Source organism: Mycobacterium sp. H4Y, assembly GCF_000364405.1.
Lineage (GTDB): Bacteria > Actinomycetota > Actinomycetes > Mycobacteriales > Mycobacteriaceae > Mycobacterium > Mycobacterium intracellulare.
Map to the genome: position 1 here is coordinate 540,811 of NZ_AKIG01000001.1, position 20,439 is coordinate 561,249.

The 20,439-nt window shown below is 69.0% G+C and carries 12 protein-coding genes; 7 read left to right on the forward strand and 5 right to left on the reverse strand.

The window, feature by feature from the left end; all coding sequences use genetic code 11:
• Window positions 1–165 precede the first annotated feature (165 nt).
• From fdxA to pks2, 4 genes are all read left to right on the forward strand, one after another.
• Window positions 166–492 (forward strand): ferredoxin, encoded by a 327-nt coding sequence (gene fdxA, locus W7U_RS02575; protein ID WP_007773662.1) that lies wholly within the window; start codon window positions 166–168, stop codon window positions 490–492.
• A 41-nt stretch (window positions 493–533) separates the two neighbouring features.
• Window positions 534–1,619, forward strand: coding sequence for a succinyldiaminopimelate transaminase (dapC, locus tag W7U_RS02580; protein WP_008254535.1), 1,086 nt, complete (start codon window positions 534–536; stop codon window positions 1,617–1,619).
• Between the two features lie 95 nt (window positions 1,620–1,714).
• A complete protein-coding gene (locus W7U_RS02585; RefSeq protein WP_008254538.1) occupies window positions 1,715–4,078 on the forward strand; it encodes an amino acid permease in 2,364 nt (787 codons plus the stop codon).
• 225 nt (window positions 4,079–4,303) lie between these two features.
• Window positions 4,304–10,690: a type I polyketide synthase gene (pks2, locus tag W7U_RS02590; RefSeq protein WP_008254540.1), complete on the forward strand. Its 6,387-nt coding sequence runs from the start codon at window positions 4,304–4,306 to the stop codon at window positions 10,688–10,690.
• Window positions 10,691–10,702: 12 nt separating this feature from the next.
• Here pks2 and W7U_RS02595 read toward each other — a convergent pair whose 3' ends face one another.
• Together W7U_RS02595 and W7U_RS02600 are read right to left on the reverse strand one after the other, a co-directional pair.
• Complete coding sequence (locus tag W7U_RS02595; RefSeq protein ID WP_008254542.1) at window positions 10,703–11,860, reverse strand: PPE family protein; 1,158 nt, start codon at window positions 11,858–11,860, stop codon at window positions 10,703–10,705.
• Window positions 11,861–11,934: 74 nt separating this feature from the next.
• Complete coding sequence (locus W7U_RS02600; RefSeq protein WP_008254546.1) at window positions 11,935–13,122, reverse strand: PPE family protein; 1,188 nt, start codon at window positions 13,120–13,122, stop codon at window positions 11,935–11,937.
• Window positions 13,123–13,884: 762 nt separating this feature from the next.
• Here W7U_RS02600 and cysC point away from each other — a divergent pair.
• The 3 genes from cysC to W7U_RS02615 are packed head-to-tail and all read left to right on the forward strand — an operon-like array spanning window position 13,885 to window position 16,150.
• Window positions 13,885–14,580, forward strand: coding sequence for an adenylyl-sulfate kinase (gene cysC, locus W7U_RS02605; RefSeq protein ID WP_008254549.1), 696 nt, complete (start codon window positions 13,885–13,887; stop codon window positions 14,578–14,580).
• Window positions 14,577–15,836, forward strand: a complete 1,260-nt coding sequence (gene sat / locus W7U_RS02610) for a sulfate adenylyltransferase (RefSeq protein ID WP_008254551.1) — start codon at window positions 14,577–14,579, stop codon at window positions 15,834–15,836. The genes cysC and sat overlap by 4 nt, the downstream gene beginning before the upstream one ends.
• Entirely contained in the window at window positions 15,833–16,150 is a 318-nt protein-coding gene (locus W7U_RS02615; protein ID WP_008254554.1) for a hypothetical protein, read from the forward strand. The genes sat and W7U_RS02615 overlap by 4 nt, the downstream gene beginning before the upstream one ends.
• 25 nt (window positions 16,151–16,175) lie before the next feature.
• Here W7U_RS02615 and W7U_RS02620 read toward each other — a convergent pair whose 3' ends face one another.
• The 3 genes from W7U_RS02620 to W7U_RS02630 form a co-directional block, all read right to left on the reverse strand.
• The gene (locus W7U_RS02620) at window positions 16,176–16,862 is read right to left on the reverse strand and encodes a GAP family protein (protein ID WP_008254555.1); all 687 of its coding nucleotides are present in this window, start codon (window positions 16,860–16,862) and stop codon (window positions 16,176–16,178) included.
• A 17-nt stretch (window positions 16,863–16,879) separates the two neighbouring features.
• The gene (gene fadD21 / locus W7U_RS02625) at window positions 16,880–18,616 is read right to left on the reverse strand and encodes a fatty-acid--AMP ligase FAAL21/FadD21 (protein ID WP_008254558.1); all 1,737 of its coding nucleotides are present in this window, start codon (window positions 18,614–18,616) and stop codon (window positions 16,880–16,882) included.
• A gap of 94 nt (window positions 18,617–18,710) precedes the next feature.
• Window positions 18,711–20,387: a PPE family protein gene (locus W7U_RS02630; protein WP_008254559.1), complete on the reverse strand. Its 1,677-nt coding sequence runs from the start codon at window positions 20,385–20,387 to the stop codon at window positions 18,711–18,713.
• Between the last annotated feature and the right edge of the window lie 52 nt (window positions 20,388–20,439).

Below are 20,439 nucleotides of genomic sequence, written 5' to 3' on the forward strand. Positions count from 1 at the left end.
CCGAGACTGTCAGTCTTAAATCGGTATTCCGACAGGCGCGCCAAATGGTTGACCTGTATCTGCAACGTCTAGTATCAGTAACCGAAAGCTTCACCGGAAGAGGACGGACGCGCCGGTGCGAGCTGAACAGCAGCCCACATTGAGTAGTACATGGAGGAGACGTCTGTGACGTACACGATCGCCGAACCCTGTGTCGACATCAAGGACAAGGCCTGTATCGAGGAGTGCCCGGTCGACTGCATCTACGAAGGCGCCCGGATGCTCTACATCCACCCCGACGAATGCGTCGACTGCGGCGCGTGCGAGCCGGTCTGCCCCGTCGAAGCGATCTACTACGAAGACGACGTGCCGGACCAGTGGAGCCAGTACACGCAGATCAACGCCGACTTCTTCGCCGAGCTGGGATCGCCCGGCGGCGCCGCCAAGGTCGGCATGACCGAGAACGACCCGCAGGTGGTCAAGGACCTGCCACCGCAGGGCGAAGGCGACTGAGCGACCCGGTGCCACACCAGCTCAAAAAGCGGCGGCCCGCCGTGTCGGCGTCCCTGCCGGAATTCCCCTGGGACACGCTGGCCGACGCGAAAGCGCGGGCCAGCGCCCACCCCGACGGGATCGTCGACCTCTCCGTCGGCACCCCGGTCGACCCGGTCGCCCCGGTCATCCAGGAGGCGCTGGCCGGGGCCGGCGCGGCGTCGGGGTATCCGGCCACCGCGGGCACCGCCCGGCTGCGCGAAGCGGCGGTCGCAGCCCTGGCCCGGCGGTTCGGTGTGACCGGGCTGGCCGAGGCCGACGTGCTGCCCGTGATCGGCAGCAAGGAGCTCATCGCCTGGCTGCCGACCTTGTTGGGCCTGGGCTCCGCGGACATGATCGTGGTGCCCGAGCTGGCATACCCGACCTATGACGTCGGTGCGCGGCTGGCCGGGGCGCGGGTGCTGCGCGCGGATTCGCTCACCCAGCTGGGCCCGCAATCGCCGGCGCTGTACTACCTGAACTCGCCGAGCAACCCGACCGGGCGGGTCCTGGGCGTCGACCACCTGCGCAAAGTCGTCGGATGGGCCCGCGACCGGGGTTGCCTGGTGGCCTCCGACGAGTGCTACCTCGGCTTGGGCTGGGACGCCCAACCGCTGTCGATCCTGCATCCGTCGGTCTGCGACGGCGACCACACCGGGCTGCTGGCGATCCATTCCCTGTCGAAGAGCTCGTCGCTGGCCGGGTACCGCGCCGGCTTCGTCGCCGGTGATTCCGACCTCGTCGCCGAGCTGCTCACCGTGCGCAAGCACGCCGGGATGATGGTGCCGAGGCCGGTGCAGGCCGCCATGGTGGCCGCCCTGCAGGACGACGGGCACGAGCTGCAACAGCGGCAGCGCTACGAGCGGCGCCGGGCCGCCCTGTTGCCGGCCCTGCGCGCGGCCGGCTTCGCGGTCGACTATTCCGAAGCCGGCCTCTATCTCTGGGTCACCCGCGGCGAGTCCTGTCACGACAGCGTCGCCTGGCTGGCGCAGCGCGGCATCTTGGTGGCCCCCGGGGAGTTCTACGGCCCGCGCGGCGCACAGCATGTGCGCGTTGCGCTGACGGCCAGCGACGAGCGGATCGCTGCCGCGGTGCGCCGACTCGCCTGACCGTCCGCCGTGCGCGCGCCGCCGCGGGCGGTCCGAACGTGCACAATGCTTCGGAGGCGTTTCACGTTCTTGAACCTCGGGTAAGGACGGTGCTTGTGAGCAGTTCGACCGGCAAGCTGCGCATCCCGCTCTCGGTCGGGGACGTCGCCAGGCGTGTGTTCCTGGGAAAGCCACTGATCACCGAGGACATCGCGTCGGAGAAGTTGTCCAATGGCGTTGCGCTGGGGGCGCTTTCGCCCGACGCGGTGTCATCGGTCGCCTACGGTCCCGAGCAGATCCTGATCGAACTGTTGCCGCAAGCCGGGTTGGCGGCGTTCCTCCTGTTGCTTCCGATCACCGGCGTCATCCTGCTCATCCTCGTGCTGGTGGCCGCCTCGTACCGGCAGGTGGTGATGGCCTACACCCGGGCCGGCGGCTCCTACATCGTGGCGCGCGACAACTTCGGCCCCCGCGTCGCTCAGATCGCCGCGGCGGCCCTGCTGATCGACTACGTGGTGACCGTCGCGGTGCAATCGGCGGCGGGGACGGTCGCGGTGGTCTCGGCGATCCCCGCGTTGGGTCCCTACAGCCTGGCGATCACGGTCGGCGTGGTGCTCATCATCTGCTACGCGAACCTGCGTGGATTGCGGGAAGCGGGAATGCCGTTCGCGGTGGCGACCTACTCGTTCATCGCCATGGTCGCGCTGACCATCCTGGTCGGAGTCGTCCGCGTAATCGGCGGGGGTTTACCGGTCTACGACCCGGCGCACACGGCAGGGGCCGTGCCGGTTCATCAGGGCAACGGCTTGGTGCTGGGCGCGACGATTCTGGTGTTGTTGCGCGCATTCGCCAACGGGGGTTCGTCGCTGACCGGCGTCGAGGCCATCTCTAACACGGTCGACTACTTCCGAAAGCCCCAGGGCCGCAACGCCCGTCGGGTGCTCACCGCGATGGCCTGCATACTGGGCTTCCTGCTCGCCGGGGTCGCCTACCTGGCCCACGTCACCCACGCCACCCCGTATTTGACCGAATATCCGTCGGTGTTGTCGCAAATCGGTCGTGCCGTCTACGGCAACGGCATGGTCGGTGACGTGTTCTACGTCCTGGTCCAGGCCTCGACGGCGGCCATCTTGTTCACCGGCGCGAACACCAGCTTCAACGGCTTCCCGGCCCTGGCCAGCTTCGTCGCCGAAGACCGTTTCCTGCCACGGCAGCTGACGAAACGCGGTCACCGCCTGGTGTTTTCGAACGGGATCATCACGCTCACGACGCTGTCGGTGGCGCTGCTGGTGGTGACCGGCGGCTCGGTCAACGCGCTGGTGCCCTTCTACGCGATCGGCGTGTTCACCGGATTCTCGATGGCCGGCTACGGCATGACCAAACACCACATGACGCATCGCGAACCGGGATGGCGGCACCGGCTGGCGATCAACCTGTCCGCGGCGATCCTGTCGACGATCGTGGTGGGCATCTTCGCGGTGGCGAAGTTCACCGAGGGCGCCTGGCTGGTGGTCGTCGTGTTTCCGCTGCTGGTGTTCGTCCTGACGCGGCTGAACCGCGAATACCGCGCCGAGGCCGCCATTCTCGAGATGTTCCGCACCGATCGCCCGGAACTGGTGAAGTACGCGCGGCACAAGGTGCTGGTGTTCGTCGACTCGGTCGACCTGGCGGTGATCGAAGCGTTGCGCTACGGCCGGGGACTGCGGGCCGACGAACTGGTTGCCGTGCACTTCATGGTCGACCCCGCCCACGCCACGCAACTGCGAAACCGTTGGGACCACTTCGGTCTCGACACTCCACTGCGGATCGTGGACTGCCCCGACCGGCGGATCAGCAGGTCGGCGCAGCTGCTGGTCGCCAAGGCGCGCGACGAGCATCCGGACACCAACGTGACGGTCCTCCTGCCGCGCCGGACATTCGCGCCGCTGCTGGGGCGGCTGTTGCACGACCGGACCGCGGACAAGGTCGCCCAGGCCGTCAGCCTCATCCCCGACGCCGCGGCGACGATCGTGCCTTATGACGTGGAATCGCGGATCAGGGAGGCCTACCCGGACTCGTTCGAACAGCGTATCGCGCAGGAGATCGACAAGATCCAGGCCTGGGTCTCTCAGGACGAGGACGAGAAGGTCGACGCCTACGAACACCCCGAACGGCCGTCGTCGGTGATCATGGTGGCCGGCCTGATCTCCGGGCAGCGCGCCACCATCGAAGGACGCGTCAGCGAGGTCGAAGACGTCGCCGAACGCGGGCGAACCCGGCGAGAGATCGTCGTCGGGGACAGCAGCGGGGAGATCACCGTGACCTTCCGCCCCGGGCGCGGGGGCGCCGACATCCAGCCCGGTCAACTGTTGCGGATCAGCGGCAAGGCCCGGCAGGCCGGCCAGCGTTCCCTGTCGATGGTCGATCCGACCTATCAGGTCATCGAGGATCCGGCGAAGGAGGCCGAGTCCGGGGCCCCCGAACAAGCCGACCAGTCTTAGCGCCGGTGTGAAACGCACTGCACAGCAAGGTATTTCGAACGTTCTGTCCCGACGCTCCCGCCCGCCGCGGCGGCCCCCTGGCGCCGCGGACGAAATTGTTTAATCCCGCTAACTGACGTGGCTCCGGTGGGTAAACTGACGCCTGCACAATTACGCCCGACCGCGTGAGAAGCGATGGTGCGCCCGATGCTCACGGGTGGTCGGATGGGAAGAGGGGACTGCGCTTTGCGTGCCGCGAACGCCACACCGGTGGCCGTCATCGGGATGGCCTGCCGACTTCCCGGCGGGATCGATTCCCCGCAGGGCCTTTGGGAAGCGTTGCTGCGCGGTGACGATTTCGTCGGCGAGATCCCCGCCGACCGGTGGGACGCGGACCGCTACTACGACCCCGAGCCCGGTGTGCCCGGCCGCTCGGTGACCCGGTGGGGGGCGTTCCTCGACGACGTCGGGGGCTTCGACTGCGACTTCTTCGGGATGACCGAGCGTGAGGCCATCGCGGTCGACCCGCAACACCGCCTGCTGCTGGAAACGTCGTGGGATGCCGTCGAGCACGCCGGCCTCGCCCCGGGGTCCCTGGCCCAGACGCAGACCGGCGTGTTCGTCGGCCTGACACACGGCGACTACGAACTCCTGTCCGCCGATTGCGGCGCCGCCGAAGGACCATACGGGTTCACCGGCACCAGCAACAGCTTCGCGTCCGGACGGGTCGCCTACGCGCTGGGGTTGCACGGTCCGGCGGTCACGGTGGACACGGCGTGCTCGTCGGGGTTGATGGCCGTCCACCAGGCATGCGGCAGCCTGGCCGGCGGCGAAAGTGACCTCGCCCTGGCCGGTGGCGTGGTGGTGACCCTGGAACCACGCAAGTCCGTTTCGGGTTCGCTGCAAGGCATGCTCTCCCCGACCGGCCGTTGCCACGCCTTCGACGTGCGGGCCGACGGCTTCGTCTCCGGCGAGGGCTGCGTCATGCTGCTACTCAAGCCGCTCGACGACGCGCAACGCGACGGCGACCGCATCCTGGCGGTGCTGCGCGGCACGGCCGCCAACCAGGACGGCCGCACCGTGAACATCGCGGCGCCCTCGGAAACGGCCCAGATCGCCGTTTACCGAAAGGCGTTGGGCGTCGCGGACATCGACCCGAGGACAATCGGCTACGTCGAGGCGCACGGCACCGGCACCCCGGTCGGCGACCCGATCGAATTCTCCAGCCTGGCAGCCGTGTACGGAACCGACGGGCCCTGTGTGCTGGGGTCGGTGAAGACCAACTTCGGCCACATGCAGTCGACGTCCGGGCCACTGGGGTTGATGAAGGCGATTCTCGCGCTGCAGCACGGCGTGGTGCCGCGGAATCTGCACTTCACCCGGCTTCCCGATGAGATGGCCGGGATCGAGACGGACCTGTTTGTGCCGCAGTCGAATACGCCGTGGCCCACCGGCTCCGCTCACCCGCGCCGCGCCGCGGTGTCGTCCTATGGAATGTCGGGCACCAACGTGCACGCCATCGTGGAGCAGGCGCCAGCCGGCGCCCCGACAGGGGCACCCGATGATCCGGACACGCCCGGATCCGTTGGGCCACAGCTGTTTGCGCTGTCGTCCACGTCGGCCGAGCAGCTGCGCGTCACGGCCGCCCGGCTCGCGAGTTGGGTCGACGAGCAGCGCAGCGCCGGTCCCGACCGCGACAGCGGCGCCGCCCTGCGGGATCTGGGCTACACGCTGTCGCGCCGCCGCGCGCACCGGCCGGTACGGACGGTGGTGTGCGCGAACACCTTTGACGAGTTGAGCGCGAGGTTACGCGCGGTCGCCGGCAACGATTTTCCGTACGAACCGGCCGTGGGCCACGACGACCGCGGGCCGGTCTGGGTGTTCTCCGGGCAGGGCTCGCAATGGCCGCGGATGGGCGTCGAACTGCTGGCCACCGAACCGGTGTTCGCCGCCACGATCGCCGCCATCGAGCCGTTGATCGCCGGCGAATCGGGGTTTTCGGTCACCCAGGCCATGACGGCGCCGCAGGCGGTGACCGGCATCGACAGGGTCCAGCCGACGATCTTCGCCATGCAGGTCGCGCTCGCCGAGACGATGAAGTCCTACGGGGTGCGCCCCGGCGCCGTCATCGGCCATTCGCTCGGCGAAGCCGCGGCGGCCGTGGTCGCCGGCGGGTTATCGCTCGACGACGGCGTCAAGGTGATCTGCCGCCGCTCGCGGCTGATGGGGCGGGTCGCCGGCAGCGGCGCCATGGCATTGGTGGAACTGCCGGGCCAGCAAGTGCTTTCGGAACTGTCCATCCGCGGAATCTCCGACGTCGTGCTCTCGGTGGTCGCCTCGCCGACGTCGACCGTCGTCGGCGGCGAGGCCCAGGCCATCCGCGACCTGGTCGCGGCATGGCAGGAGCAGGATGTGCTGGCACGCGAGGTGGCGGTGGACGTCGCCTCGCATTCACCGCAGGTGGAGCCGATCCTCGACGAGCTGGTCGAGGCGCTCGCGGACCTGCGGCCGGCGGCCCCCGAGGTCGCGTACTACTCCGCCACCCTGTGGGACCCACGCGAACGGCCGTCCTTCAGCGCCGGCTACTGGGCCGAAAACCTGAGGCACACCGTGCGATTCGCGGCCGCCGTGCAAGCCGCCCTCAAAGACGGCTTCCGCGTCTTTGGTGAGCTGTCGCCGCATCCGCTGCTCACCCACGCTGTCGAGCAGAACGCCGCCAGCCTGGACATGCCCATCGCCGCGCTCGCGGCCATGCGCAGAAGCGAGCCGGAGGCACCACCCGCTTGCGGGGGACAGCTCCCAGTTGGCTTGCGCGGTTTGGTCGCCAACGTGCACAGCGCCGGCGCGCTGGTGGACTTCTCCGTCCAATACCCCAGTGGGCGTTTGGTGGACGCACCGCTGCCGACGTGGACGCATCGCCGGCTGTTGCTGAGCCGCGAGTCGGTGGAGCGGGCGCACGGAGCCTCGCTGCGGGCCGTCCACCCGCTGCTCGGTGCGCACGTGCATCTGCGCGAGGAGCCCGAGCGCCACGTGTGGCAAGGGGAGGTCGGCACCGACGCCCACCCGTGGCTCGCCGACCACCAAATCCACGGAGTGGCAGCGTTTCCCGGCGCTGCCTACTGCGAAATGGCGCTCGCGGCCGCCGCCGCGGCGCTCGGCGAACGCGCCGAGGTGCGCGACGTCACGTTCGAGCGGACGCTGTTGCTGGCCGACCACACGTGGGCTTCTTCAACCGCCACGATCTCCGCGCCCGGGGCCCTCGACTTCACGGTGGACACGCACGAAGAAGGCGAACGCCTCCGCCGCGCCACCGCCGTCCTGCGCGTCGCCGCCGACGATGCGGGACCCGAGCCGCCCCCACACGACCTGGACACGCTGATCGCCAATCACCCGACCCGCATGGAGGGCGCCGAGTTGCGGAAGGCCTTCGACGCCATCGGCATTCAGTACGGGCCCGCGTTCTCGGGTCTGTCCGCGGTGCTGGTCGGCGACGCGGACACCACGACGGTGCTCGCGGAAGTCGCGCTGCCGGGGGCGATCCGCTCGCAGCAGTCGGCCTACTGCTCGCACCCGGCGCTGCTCGACGCCTGCTTCCAGTCCGTGGTCGTCGCACCGGAGGTGCAACAGGCCGGCGACGGCGCTCTGCTGTTGCCGGTGGGGGTGCGCCGGCTGCGCAACCACCACTCGACGCGCAACGCGCAATACTGCCTCACCCGGGTCACCTCCTCGCGCCCCGGCGAGTGCGAGGCCGACATCGACGTGCTGGACCAATCCGGGACGGTGCTGCTGACCGTCGAGGGGCTACGGCTGGCCGGCGGCACGTCGGAACGCGAACACGCCCACCGGCTGCTCAACGAGCGGTTGTTGACCATCGAATGGGAGCCCCGCGAACTGCCCGAGCCGGCGCACAGCGAGCGCGGATCCTGGCTGCTGCTCAGCACGTCCGACGCCGCCGAAGGCCACGACCGCCTGGCCGCACAACTCGCCGAAGCCCTGAATACCGATGGGGCGCAATGCGCGACGGCACCCGTCGGATCGGTGGACACCGCACAGTTGCGTTCGCTGCTGACCGGTGGCGGCCGGACCGCCCCCGACGGCCACGGGCCCCTCAAGGGGCTGGCCGGCGTCGTCGTGGTGACCGCGGCCCCCGGCGACCACCCGGACGACCCCCAGGGCCGCCGGCGCGGCCGCGACTACGTGTCGCACCTGGTGACCATCGCCCGCGAACTCTCGGATCTTCCCGGGGAATCGCCGCGGTTGTTCGTGGTGACCCGTAACGCGGCGAGCGTCACAGCCGGCGACGCGCCGAACCTGGCGCAGGGCGGCCTGCGCGGACTGATGCGGGTGATCGATTCGGAGCACCCGCATCTGAGCGCCACCCAGATCGACGTCGACGACGCCACCGGCCCGGAAAAGCTTGTGCTGCAACTGAAGAGCGGCTCCGAAGAGGACGAGACCGCCTGGCGCGACGGTCACTGGTACACCGCCCGGCTGCGGCCCGGTCCGCTGCGTGCGGCCGAACGGCGCACCACCGTCGTCGACCACGAGCGTGACGGCATGCGGCTAGAGATCCGCACCCCCGGCGACCTGGAATCGCTGGAATTCACCGCGTTCGACCGGGTTCCGCCCGGACCCGGCGAGATCGAGGTGGCGGTCACCTCGTCGACCATCAACTTCGCCGACGTGCTCGTGGCGTTCGGGCGCTATCCGACGTTCGAGGGCTACCGGCAGCAATTAGGCGGCGACTTCGCCGGCGTGGTCACCGCCGTCGGGCCGGGCGTCACCGAGCACGAGGTCGGCGACCGCGTCGGCGGGGTGTCCCGGCACGGCTGCTGGGGCACCTTCGTCATCGCCGACGCGCGGCACGCGGTGACACTGCCCGCCGGGGTGCCGCTGGAAGACGCCGCCGCGGTGGCGACCGCGTCGGCGACCGCGTGGTACGGCCTGCACGACCTGGCCCGGATCGCCCCGACGGACAAGGTGCTGATCCACTCCGGCACCGGCGGCGTCGGGCAGGCGGCCATCGCGATCGCCCGGGCCGTCGGTTGTGAGATCTTCGCGACCGCGGGCAGCCCGCAGCGGCGAGAACTGTTGCGCACCATGGGCATCGAACACGTCTACGACTCGCGCAGCACGGAATTCGCCGACCAGATTCGCCGCGACACCGACGGATACGGGGTCGACGTGGTGCTCAATTCGCTGCCCGGCGCCGCGCAGCGGGCGGGCATCGAACTGCTGGCCTTGGGTGGCCGCTTCATCGAACTGGGCAAGCGCGACATCTACGGCGACAGCCGTCTGGGGCTGTTCCCGTTCCGCCGCAACCTCTCGCTGTTCGCCGTCGACCTGGCGCTGCTGACCGTCAGCCACCCGCACACCGTTCGGCGCCTGCTGACCACGGTGTACCAGCGCACCGCGGCCGGCGAATTGCCGTTGCCGCGCTGCACCCGCTATCCGATCCACGACACCGCCGCCGCGGTGCGCCTGGTCGCCTCCGCCGGGCACACCGGCAAGGTGGTGCTCGACGTGCCGCGCGCGGGCACCAGCGTGGCGACGGTGCCCCCGGAAAGGGTCCGGCCGTTCCGCACCGACGGCGCCTACATCATCACGGGCGGGATCGGTGGCCTGGGCCTGTTCCTGGCCGGGGAGATGGCTTCGCGCGGCGGCGCAGCGGGCTGCGGCCGGATCGTGCTCAACTCCCGCTCCCAACCCAACGAGCAAGCGCGCCAAGCCATCGAGCGCCTCCGCGCCGCCGGGGCGGATATCGCGGTGGAGTGCGGTGACATCGCCGAGCCGCGGACCGCCGAACGGCTGGTGGCGTGCGCGACGGCCACCGGGCTACCGGTGCGCGGGCTGCTGCACGCGGCGGCCGTCGTCGAGGACGCCACGCTGACGAACGTCACCGATGAGCTCATCGACCGGTGCTGGGCGCCAAAGGTGCACGGCGCGTGGAACCTTCATCAAGCGACCGCGGGCGAACCGCTGGATTGGTTCTGTTCCTTCTCGTCGGCCGCCGCGCTGGTGGGTTCGCCGGGGCAGGGCGCCTACGCCGCGGCCAACAGCTGGCTGGACGCGTTCGCCTATTGGCGCCGCGCTCAGGGCCTGCCGAGCACCGCGATCGCGTGGGGGGCATGGTCAGAGGTCGGCCGCGCGACGTCCCTCGCCGACGGCGCCGGGATGGCGATCAAGCCGGCCGAGGGCTTTCGCGCATTCGAGACGCTGCTGCGCTACGACCGCCCCTACTCGGGCTACGCGCCGATCATGGGCACGCCGTGGCTGACCTCCTTCGCGCAACGAAGCCGCTTCGCCGAGGCGTTCGGGTCGGTGGGGCAGGGCAATCCGGACACGGGCAAGTTCCTCGCCGAGCTGCAGGCGTTGCCGCGCGAGGAATGGCCGTCCGCGATCCGGCGGCTGGTATCCGGCCAAATCAGCCTCTTGCTGCGGCGCACAATCGATCCGGATCGCCCGCTATCCGACTACGGCCTGGATTCGCTGGGAAATCTCGAGCTGCGGACCCGCATCGAAACCGAGACGGGCGTGCGCATCAGCCCCACCAAGATCACCACCGTCCGCGGTTTGGCGGACCACCTGTGCGAGGAGCTGGCGGGTCTGGAAGCGGCGCCGTCGGCGTCCTGACTCGCGGTGTCGCTACCCGCCGTACGCCGGGCGCGGCATCTTGAAGATGCGACGTCCGTTGCGCAACACCGGGACACCGGCCTGCCCCGCGGTGCGTGTCGCGGGCAGGGGTCCCGGGACGTTGGAAGGGTTCGCCGCGGACGCCGACGCTGCTCGAAACATGGTGTCCGGCAACGGTTTGAGTCCGATACCGGCGGTGGGCGGGGGATTCACGACCGTCCAGGTCTGCGGGACGGATAGCTTGCCCACCAGTGCCGCCCGGCCCAGGCCACCCAGCACGGGACCGCGGACGCCCGCGATTTGCGGCACCGCGGGCGCGGGGATGTCCGGCACGATGGGCACCCCGCCCTCGGCGGCCTTGGCGGCCTGGATATCGGAAAGGTCTAGCCCGTAACCCAATTGCCCCCATCCCAGCAGTGTGCGGGCCCCGGCCAGAAACGTCTGTCCCGGTGTGGTGATGAGTGTGTTGAAGTCGTCGACCGAACCGATAAGGGACAGACCGGATCCGGCCGCGGGCGCCTCGCCAAGGCCGGCCGAGGAAGCGTTCGTGACCACGCCCGACGCCAGCGCCGCGCGGGCCTGACCCGCGGCCGTGCCCGCGGCTTCGTTGACCGCGGCGGCCTGGGCCGATTGGCCGTGCGCATTTGTGGTGCGGGGCGGCTCGGTGAACGGCGTGAAAGCGGTGGCTGCCGACGACGTTGCGGCGTAGCCGTACATGGCGGTGGCATCCTGCGCCCACATCTCGGCGTAGGCGGTCTCGGTGGCCGCGATCGCCGCGGCATTCTGTCCGAAGAAGTTGGTCGCGATCAGGGTGAGGAGCGCAAATCGGTTGGCGGCCACCACATGTGGCGGCACCGTTGCGGCGAAGGCCGCCTCATAGGCGGCGGCGGCTGCGCGTGCCTGCGCGGCGGTCTGGCCGGCCTGGGCCGCCGTGGTGGACGCCCACGCCACATACGGTTCGACCGCGGCGGCCATTGCCGTGGCAGCATCGCCGGACCACGCGCGTCCACGCAGTTCCGAAAGCGTGGCGGAGTAGCCGGCGGCGTGGGACTCCAGTTGCGCCGCCAGCGCGTCCCACGCCGAGGCGGCGGCCGACATCGGGGCCGAGCCCGGTCCGGCATACATTCTGGCCGAATTGATCTCGGGCGGCAGCGCCCCGAAATCAAGCATCGGCGATCCTTTCTGAACGAGCGCACACACGGTCGCTGCGGGTGGTGCCCGCACTGAAGGGTGGGAGTGGGTGGCTATCCGCCCGCGGAAGGACGCGGCATCTTGAATTGGCGTGGGGCCACCCGTAAGACGTTGTTGACCGAGGGCCGCGACAGCAGCGCCGAGGAGGCGCCCGCGCCCGCCGCCGGAGCCCCGCCCCACATGTTGGTCGCCGGCCCTTCGTGCCATGACGGCCCACCGTCGAGCTCGGCATCCGACAGCCAATGCGACTCGGCGACGGTGGCGATCGTCGGGTTCGTCGCCGCCCAGCTCTGCGGGACCGACAGCCGGCCCACCGCGCTCGCGCTGCCCGTGCTCGCGAGGGTCGGCCCGGCGACGCCCGCCGTGCCGGTCGAGACGCTCGCCGCCGCGGCGGGGGCGACGGCGGCTTTGGCGGCTTCGCTCGCCGCCTGCAGGTTGGCGCGGAAGGCCCCGGTGCCGAAGGTGCCCGCCGACGTGACGGTGCGGCTCATGGCGTCGCCGAGGTTCACCGGCGCCGTCAGCGTGTTGAAATCGTCGACGGCGTCGAGCGCGGAGCCGGTCGAAGTGCCGCCAGAAGGTGGCGTTTCGGAGAGGTTTTGCAACTTCTGCGGCACGGTCGACATCGTCCGGGACAACGCGGCATGAGATTGCGACGCGGCCGAGCCGTTCGTGGCCTGGGCGACCGCTGCGGCTTGCCCGGGCTGGCCGTCGGCGTTGGTGGTCCGCGGGGGCTCGTGGAACTGCGTCAGCGTCGTCGCGCCCGACGACGAGGCGGCGTAGCCGTACATGGCGGCGGCATCCTGGGCCCACATCTGTTCGTAGGCGCCCTCGGTCGCCCCGATCATCGCGGTGTTCTGTCCCAGGAGGTTGCTCGCGACCAGTTGCGCCAGGAGGGTGCGGTTGGCCGTGACCAGCGCGGGCGGCACCGTCGCGCCGAAGGCCGCCTCGTAGGCGGCCGCCGCGGCCCGCGCCTGGCTGGCCGCCTGTTCGGCCTGGGCCCCCGCGGCCGCCAGCCATGCCACGTACGGGGCCGCCGCGGTGGCCATCGCGGCCGCGGCGCTGCCGGTCCAGCTCTCACCTTCCAGCTGGGCGATCACCGCGGAGTACCCGCGCGACGCGGTCTCCAGCCCGTTGGCCAGCACGTCCCAGGCGGCCGCCGCGGCGACCATCGGCGCCGAGCCGGGGCCGGCATACATTCTGGTCGAGTTGATTTCTGGTGGCAGGGCCCCGAAATCGAGCATTGGTACTTCCTCTTCGTCGGTCGGCCCCGGGAGCATTCCGCCACCAGGCGGCAGAGCCGACTGGCGGTGAACCCGGGACCGTCGCTAGCTCTCGCGGGCGACGACGGCCTCGTGCGTTGCGGCCCAGGCGCGTCGACGAGCAGGCAATGGCAAGCGAGTCAAGGGACTTGATCATCGGAATGTTAAATGAAATTTACTTGGTGTTTACGGCCGCCTCGGCGTCGCCTCGTCTGCTGCAAATTTGCCGGCGACGTTGCGGCATGTTCGCCGGATTGTCGACGATCGAGGCTCACGCGCGGTTATGACGGGCTTGCGCGTCTGGCGTCCTGGCCCTTTGGCGCCCGGGGCGGCGTGAAAGCAAATTTTTCTCTGCTTGAGTAAAACCCAACGACCCGCATTCGACGGCCAGAAGCGGTTGACGCACAAGCGATCGACAGCCGGGGTCACCAGCGGGCCGAGTGTCGACGCGCTCGTCAGTTAATTGCGTCCCGGGCCGGCGTTGTAGCAAACACGGGTCACCTCCCGGCGTCACGGCGAAGACCGCGCCGGCCGGCGTCGCTCGAACCCTGGGGATTTCGTTTGCTGGCCGAACCCCGTGCGGGGACCGCGGGGGCGCGATCCCCGCCGCCAAAAACTCCGTAAGTTGACCATCTTTACTTGTAGGCTGGTTCTGATCGGGTTTGGTTGATAAGCAATATGGTGAAGGTGTGTGGCGGCGGCGCCGTAGCTGCGCATCGACTTCGTTGCGAACAGGATCGAGAAATGCCGAACAACATCACCTGGCACGAACACAAGATCAGCCGCGGCGAGCGCGAGGAACTCAACGGCCACCAGGGTTGCGTCATCTGGTTCACCGGGCTGAGCGGCAGCGGCAAGAGCACGGTCGCCAACATCGTCGAACAAAAGCTCTACGAGCGGGGCATCCGGAGCTATCTCCTGGACGGCGACAACGTCCGCTACGGGCTCAACGCCGGTCCGGAGCTGCTCGAGGAACGCCATGGGCCCGAGTTCGCCAAGCGGTTCGGGCTGGGATTTACCGCCGAGGACCGTGAGGAGAACATCCGCCGCATCGGCGCGGTCGCCAAGCTGTTCTGCGAGGCCGGCGTCATCGCTTTGACGGCCTTCATCAGCCCTTACGTGCGTGATCGGGACGCGATCCGGGCCACGCTGGGTGACGGCGATTTCCAGGAGATCTTCATCGACACCCCGATCGAGGTGTGCGAGCAGCGCGATCCCAAGGGTCTCTACAAGAAGGCCCGGGCCGGTGAAATCAAGGGATTCACCGGGATCGACGACCCCTACGAAGCCCCGGCGCGCCCGGAGCTGCGCCTCGAGGGCGGAACGAAGGACGCGGACACGCTGGCCGACGAGGTGATCGCCCACCTCGAGAGGGCGGGCATCATCCGGGCCTTGCACCGAGTTCACGACGACCTGGAGAGCAGCGAGGTCACGGCATGAGCTACACGGGTCACAACGGGAAGCCGATCGTGGAGCGGGTGGCCACGGACGACGCGAGCGGCCGGATCGAGGGGTTGGCGCGCGTGCCGATCTCGAAGGCCACCGCGCACGAAGTCATCAGCCTTTCCTACGGTTTCTTCACCCCACTGACCGGCTTCATGGGCCGCCAAGAGGTCGACGGGACCCTGGACAACTTCGCGCTGCCGGACGGAACGTTGTGGAGCATTCCGATCGTCTTCGACATGTCCGCCGACGACATCGCGGAATTCGATATCAAGGAAGGCGCCAGCGTCGTTCTCGACTATCTCGGGGCCCCCATGGCCGTCTTCGACGTCACCGAGATCTACGAATACGACCTCGAGCGCATGGCCGAAAAAACCTACGGCACAACCGATCCCCGACACCCCGGGGTGAAGAAGACCATGGGCTACGAAAACCGGTTCATCGGCGGGGATGTCACGCTGATCAACGAACCCGTTTTCAACGAGCCCTTCGCAGGCTTCTGGCTCACCCCCAAGCAGCACCAGGACGCGTTGGCCGAGCGGCATTGGCAGCGGGTGGTCGCCCACCAGACCAGGAACGTTCCGCACACCGGGCACGAGGCGTTGATGAAACAGGCGTGGCTGGCCGCGAACGAGGATCAGCCCGTCGACAATCTGAACACCGGCGTGCTGGTGAACGCGATCATCGGCCAGAAGCGGGTGGGCGATTACATCGACGAGGCAATACTGTTGGCGCAGAACGCCCTACGCACCAGCGGATATTTTCGCGAGAACGTGCACATGGTGTCCTTCACCCTCTGGGACATGCGGTATGCGGGGCCACGCGAGGCGATATTCCACGCGATCCTGCGGACGAACCTGGGCTGCACGCATCACATGTTCGGGCGAGACCACGCGGGTGTGGGCGATTTCTACCACCCGTACGATTCCCAGAACATCCTCAAGCAGTACCGCGACCAGCTGGGCATCAAGCCGGTGTTCCTGCGGGAGAACTGGTATTGCCCGGTGTGCCTGGAGGTCACCAACTCCGCCCTGTGCGGCCATGATTCACAAGCGCAAAGCTTCAGCGGCAGCCTGATCCGAAGCATCCTGACCGACGAAGTCAAGCCGACGCAGAAGGTGATGCGCCACGAGGTGTTCGAGGTCGTGATGGAGTGCGCCGCAAAGCACGGTCAGGGTTCGCCGTTCGTCACCGAGGAGTACTTGCGGGACAGGCTGCCGGTCTTCACGCTCAACCAATTGGAGGGTTCGTGAGCAGCGACGACAAACACTTCAAGGTCAACGTCTGGATCAACGAGGAGCGGCTGGAGGCGCTGGCGAACGCCGGGATGGCCGACCTGGCCAACGAGGCTTTCGCAGGCATGAAGCTGCTGGAGATATACACCACCGAAGAGCAGAAAAATATTGTCCTGCAACGCTATCCGGGATCCAAGTACGATTCCGCCACCACCCGCTCCATTGAGCTGCTGCCCAAGCAGGCCAAGGACAGGCTGTTGGAGCTGTCGATCGCGATGCATTCCACCGGTCCGGATGTGATGGGCCGCTTCCTCGAGGAAACGAAGCCCTGAGCCGACGGTAGTGCCGCCGCCGCTGTCAGAGATCGGCCAAGCCCGCCGCCAGCAGGACGAGCCCGACCGCGACGAGCAGCGCGGCGACCTCGATGCGACGCCGCGACCGTATCCAGTCCTGCAGCGCGGTCATCGCCGCGCGCGTCGCCGTCGGCGCCAACAGGTAAGCGACCAATGGAATCTCGACAAGTGAGAACGCGATGACGTTGAACATCAGCAGCGCACCCAATTGCGTCATGACCGGCGCTCCGGACGCCAGGATGACCGCCAGGGCGGCCAGGTAATCCACCGACGGCAGCGCGATGCCGAGGCCCGCGGCGGCGGCGACCCACAGGGAACGTCCGTCGAGCAGTCGTCGGAGCCGAGTCGTCAGCCAGGCGGGCCCGGCGCGGTCGCGGTCGGGAGGAACGCCCCGGGATCCCCGCCGCCGGTCCGCGACGATCTTCACCGCCAGTCCCGCGGCGGCCGCCAATGCCAGTGCGCCGATGAGGATCTGCACGCGGGGCAAGGTGAAGTATGTCGAGCGCAGCAGTACGCGCCGGAGGACGAACAAGACGGTCGCACCCACCGTCAACCCCATCGCGAACCCGCCGGCCACAAATGCGAGCAATTGCAGCAGCGGCTTGGGGCGATTGAGCATCAGCACCGTCATGCCGATCCGGAACGGCTCCAGGCTCACGGCAAGGGCCATCACACCGATGGTGAACAACATCGCAGATACCGGACCGGTCAGGCGTCCAGCCGGGTGAACTGTTGCCGTCGGTACCGCTCGACGCACGCGGCCCGCCGGATCTTGCCGCTCGTCGTGGTGGGAATCGATCCGGGCGCCACCAGCACCAGGTCGGCCACGTTGAGCCCGTGCGAGTCCGAAATCGCCGCGGTCACATCGTTCTTGAGGGCGTCGAGGCCGCGCTGCCCGCGCTCGCCGGACTCGCCGCGGTTCTTCAGTTCGATGATGGTCACCAATTTCTCGGTCTCGTCCACCGGCACCGCGATCGCCGCGACGCGGCCGCCGGTGATCGCCTGCACGGTCGACTCGATGTCCTCCGGATAGTGGTTGCGCCCGTAGACGATCAGCAAATCCTTCATCCTGCCCACGATGAACAACTCGCCGTCGCAGAGAAAGCCGAGATCACCGGTGCGCAGCCACGGGCCCTCGGGGGTGCCCGGCGACGGGTCGGCCAGGACGGCGCCGAAGGTGCGCTGCGTTTCCTCCGGCTTTTGCCAATAGCCGTCGGCCACGTTGTCGCCGTGGACCCAGATTTCGCCGACCGTTCCGTGCGGGCACAGCGTGCCGGTGTCGGGGTCCACGATTCGTACCGTCGGTGATTGTGGCACGCCGTAGCTCAGCAGCGGCGAGCCGGTCCGTGTGGAGGACGGCTGGGCGTTGCCCTGCGCCAGCTTCTCCGGGTCGAAGTGAACGACTTTCGGGGCGCCGGCCTGCGCACGGCTGGCCACGTAGACGGTCGCCTCCGCCAGGCCGTAGGAGGGTTGCATCATGTCTTCGCGAAAGTTGTACGGGGCGAACCGTTTACAGAACCGGTCGAGCGTGGCGGGATGAATTCGTTCGGCGCCGCTGACGATGCTGATGATGTTGCCCAGGTCGAGCCCGGCCAGGTCCGCGTCCGTCGACTTGCGCGCCGCGAGTTCGAAGGCGAAGTTCGGTGCGGCCGAGAAGACCGGAACGGCCTGGGCCATCGCCTGGATCCACCGTGCGGGCCGCTGCAGGAACGCGACCGGGCTCGTCAGCACACCGGGGTAACCGCCGAGGATCGGAGCGATGACGCCTTGCATCAGGCCCATGTCGTGGTAGAAGGGCAGCCACGACACGCACACGCTGTCGCGGGGGGCCACGCCGTTGAAATCCGGGAAGTAGGCGGCCATCAGCTGCTGGAAATTCACGTGCAGGTTCCGGTGCGAGACCATGACTCCGGCCGGAAGGCGGGTGGAGCCCGACGTGTACTGCAGGTACGCGATGCTCGGGGCGTCGCTGACGCGGATGCCCGGCGGATTCGGATCGTCGAGGCTCAGGGAGTCGACCTCGATGACGGCCGGGGTCGCACCGTGCGGCCGCTGCAGATATTCGTCCACGGCCGCGGCGGCCGTGGAGGTGGTGAGAACGACGGCCGGCCCGGTGTCGGCCAGGACGGCACTGACCCGCTCGTCGTGCGTGCCCGGCTGCGGAACCATCAGCGGTACCGCGATCAGCCCGGCCTGTATCGCGCCGAGGAACGCCACGATGTAGGGGAGGCCTTGGGGGGCAAGGATCACGGCCCGCTCCCCGCTGCTGGCGGTCCGCGTGACCTCGTGCGCAACGTGCAGGGTCCGCCGATACAGCTGCGCCCACGTCAGCGATTCGGTGACGCCCGCCCAGTCCTGCTCGTAATCGGTATAGAGAAAGGCTAACTCGTCGGGCTGCAGACCGGCGCGTTCCCGCAACAGGGAGACGACGGACGTATGTTGCATGCGGGCCAGGTTACCGCCTCGGCCCTTTCGCGTATGACGGTCGTGCGAGGCCCGGGCCGCGAGAAACCGTGGCGGGCCAAACGGCCTATGCGCCTTACGTTTTCGAACCCGTCGCGCCAGTGTCCCAGGTTCCCGGCATCATCGGCGTGCGGGGGCCGTCGTCGAACTCGTCGACGACGAGTGCGCTCAATCCCGCCGGCGCGGCGGCGGTCTTCGTGGGGACGGTTCCGGCGAACCCCATCGTCGGCGCGGGCCGGTCCGAGGCCGTCGTCGCCGGCTCGGGCTCGAGATCCATGTATTCGTAGCCCCGGCCGAGCTGGGAGACCTTGACCCGTTGCCGGCGCTTCTTCGTCGCGTCTTCCTCCGGCAGGGCCACGGCTTCGGCCTCGGCGGCGTCGGCCGCCGCCGCCCTTCGGGCGCGGGCGCTGGTGCTCGCGGCCCGGCGCGCGTCCGCGGCCAGGCCACCGACCATGTAGCCCAGGCCTTGCATCGCCGCGACCGGCGGTCCCGCCGGTGTGGGCGGCGGGGCGCCGGGCGCGGGCGACGCGGGAGCCGCGGCGGGTGTGGAGGCCGGCGTGGGCGCCGGAGATGGCGCCGGGGTCGGCGTGGGCGGCGGGGTGGGTGCCAGTGCCACGGGGACGAGTGCCGGGGCCGGGATGATCGGCACGATCGGGATGGCGTGCAGCCCGGCCAGGCCCGTCAGGCCCGCCAAGCCTCCGATCAGGGTGGGGACGACCAGCGGGACCACGGCGACGGTCAGCAGCGGCACGATGAGCGGAATCAGCACGATCATCTGCTCGAGCAACGTCTTGATCAGCGCGATGGTGTCGGTGATGACCGTGCCGATCACTTCGATGGTGGTGAACAGGATGGTCCACGCGATCGTCGCGGGGTTGCCCGAGGCGAATGCCGCCGCCAGGTCCGCCGCGACGAAGCTGAACATCTGCCCGAGATAGGCGAAGTACGAACCGAAGTCCATCGGGTAGCCCAGCGCGAACGCGATGTTGAACGGGTTCAAAAAGCTCAACGGGTTGCCCAGTGAAGGCAGCCACGGGTCGAAACCGGAGAACATGGACTGGAAGAACGGATTGTTCATCAGCTGGTCGATCAACGGCTGGATGAACCGGTTGTAGAAGTCGACGAACCCGGTCTTCTCCAGCCAGTCCATCCACTGGTCCTGCGTGTCGGGGGGATACGACGACGACTGCTCCGCCGTGGCGGCCGGCGCGGTGGCCTTCATGACCTCGGGAGCCGGCTCGGCCGGCGGCGCGGTGGCCACCGCGGCGGTCGCCACGCCCTCGTACGTGCTCATCACCGTGGCCGCCTGAACCCACATCCGCGCGTAGTCGGCTTCGTTCACCGCGATCGGAATCGTGTTGATGCCAAAGAAATTCGTCGCCGTCAAGACGGCGTGGGCGGCGTGATTGGCGGCCAGCTCGGGCATCGTCGGCATGGCCGCGAGGGCCACGGTGTAGGCGGTGGCGGCGAGGTCCTGCTGGGCGGCCATGGTCGCGCTGTCGGCGCTGGCCTGCGCCAGCCAGGCGAGATACGGCGCGTGCGCGGCCGCGTACTCCGCGGCGCTCGGACCGTCCCAGCTGCCGGCCTGCACGGCGTCCAGCAGCGCGGTCAGCTCGTTGGCCGTTTCGGCATATTCCACGCTCAGCGAGCTCCAGGTCGCCGCGGACGCCAGCAGCGGGCCCGGCCCCGGTCCGCTGCTGAGCAGCGTCGAATGCACCTCGGGAGGGGAGGCCATCCAGATCGGGGCGGTCATCGCTCGCCGCCGCGCGGATCGGTGTGACGGGAGTGGGCGCGGCGGCACCGCG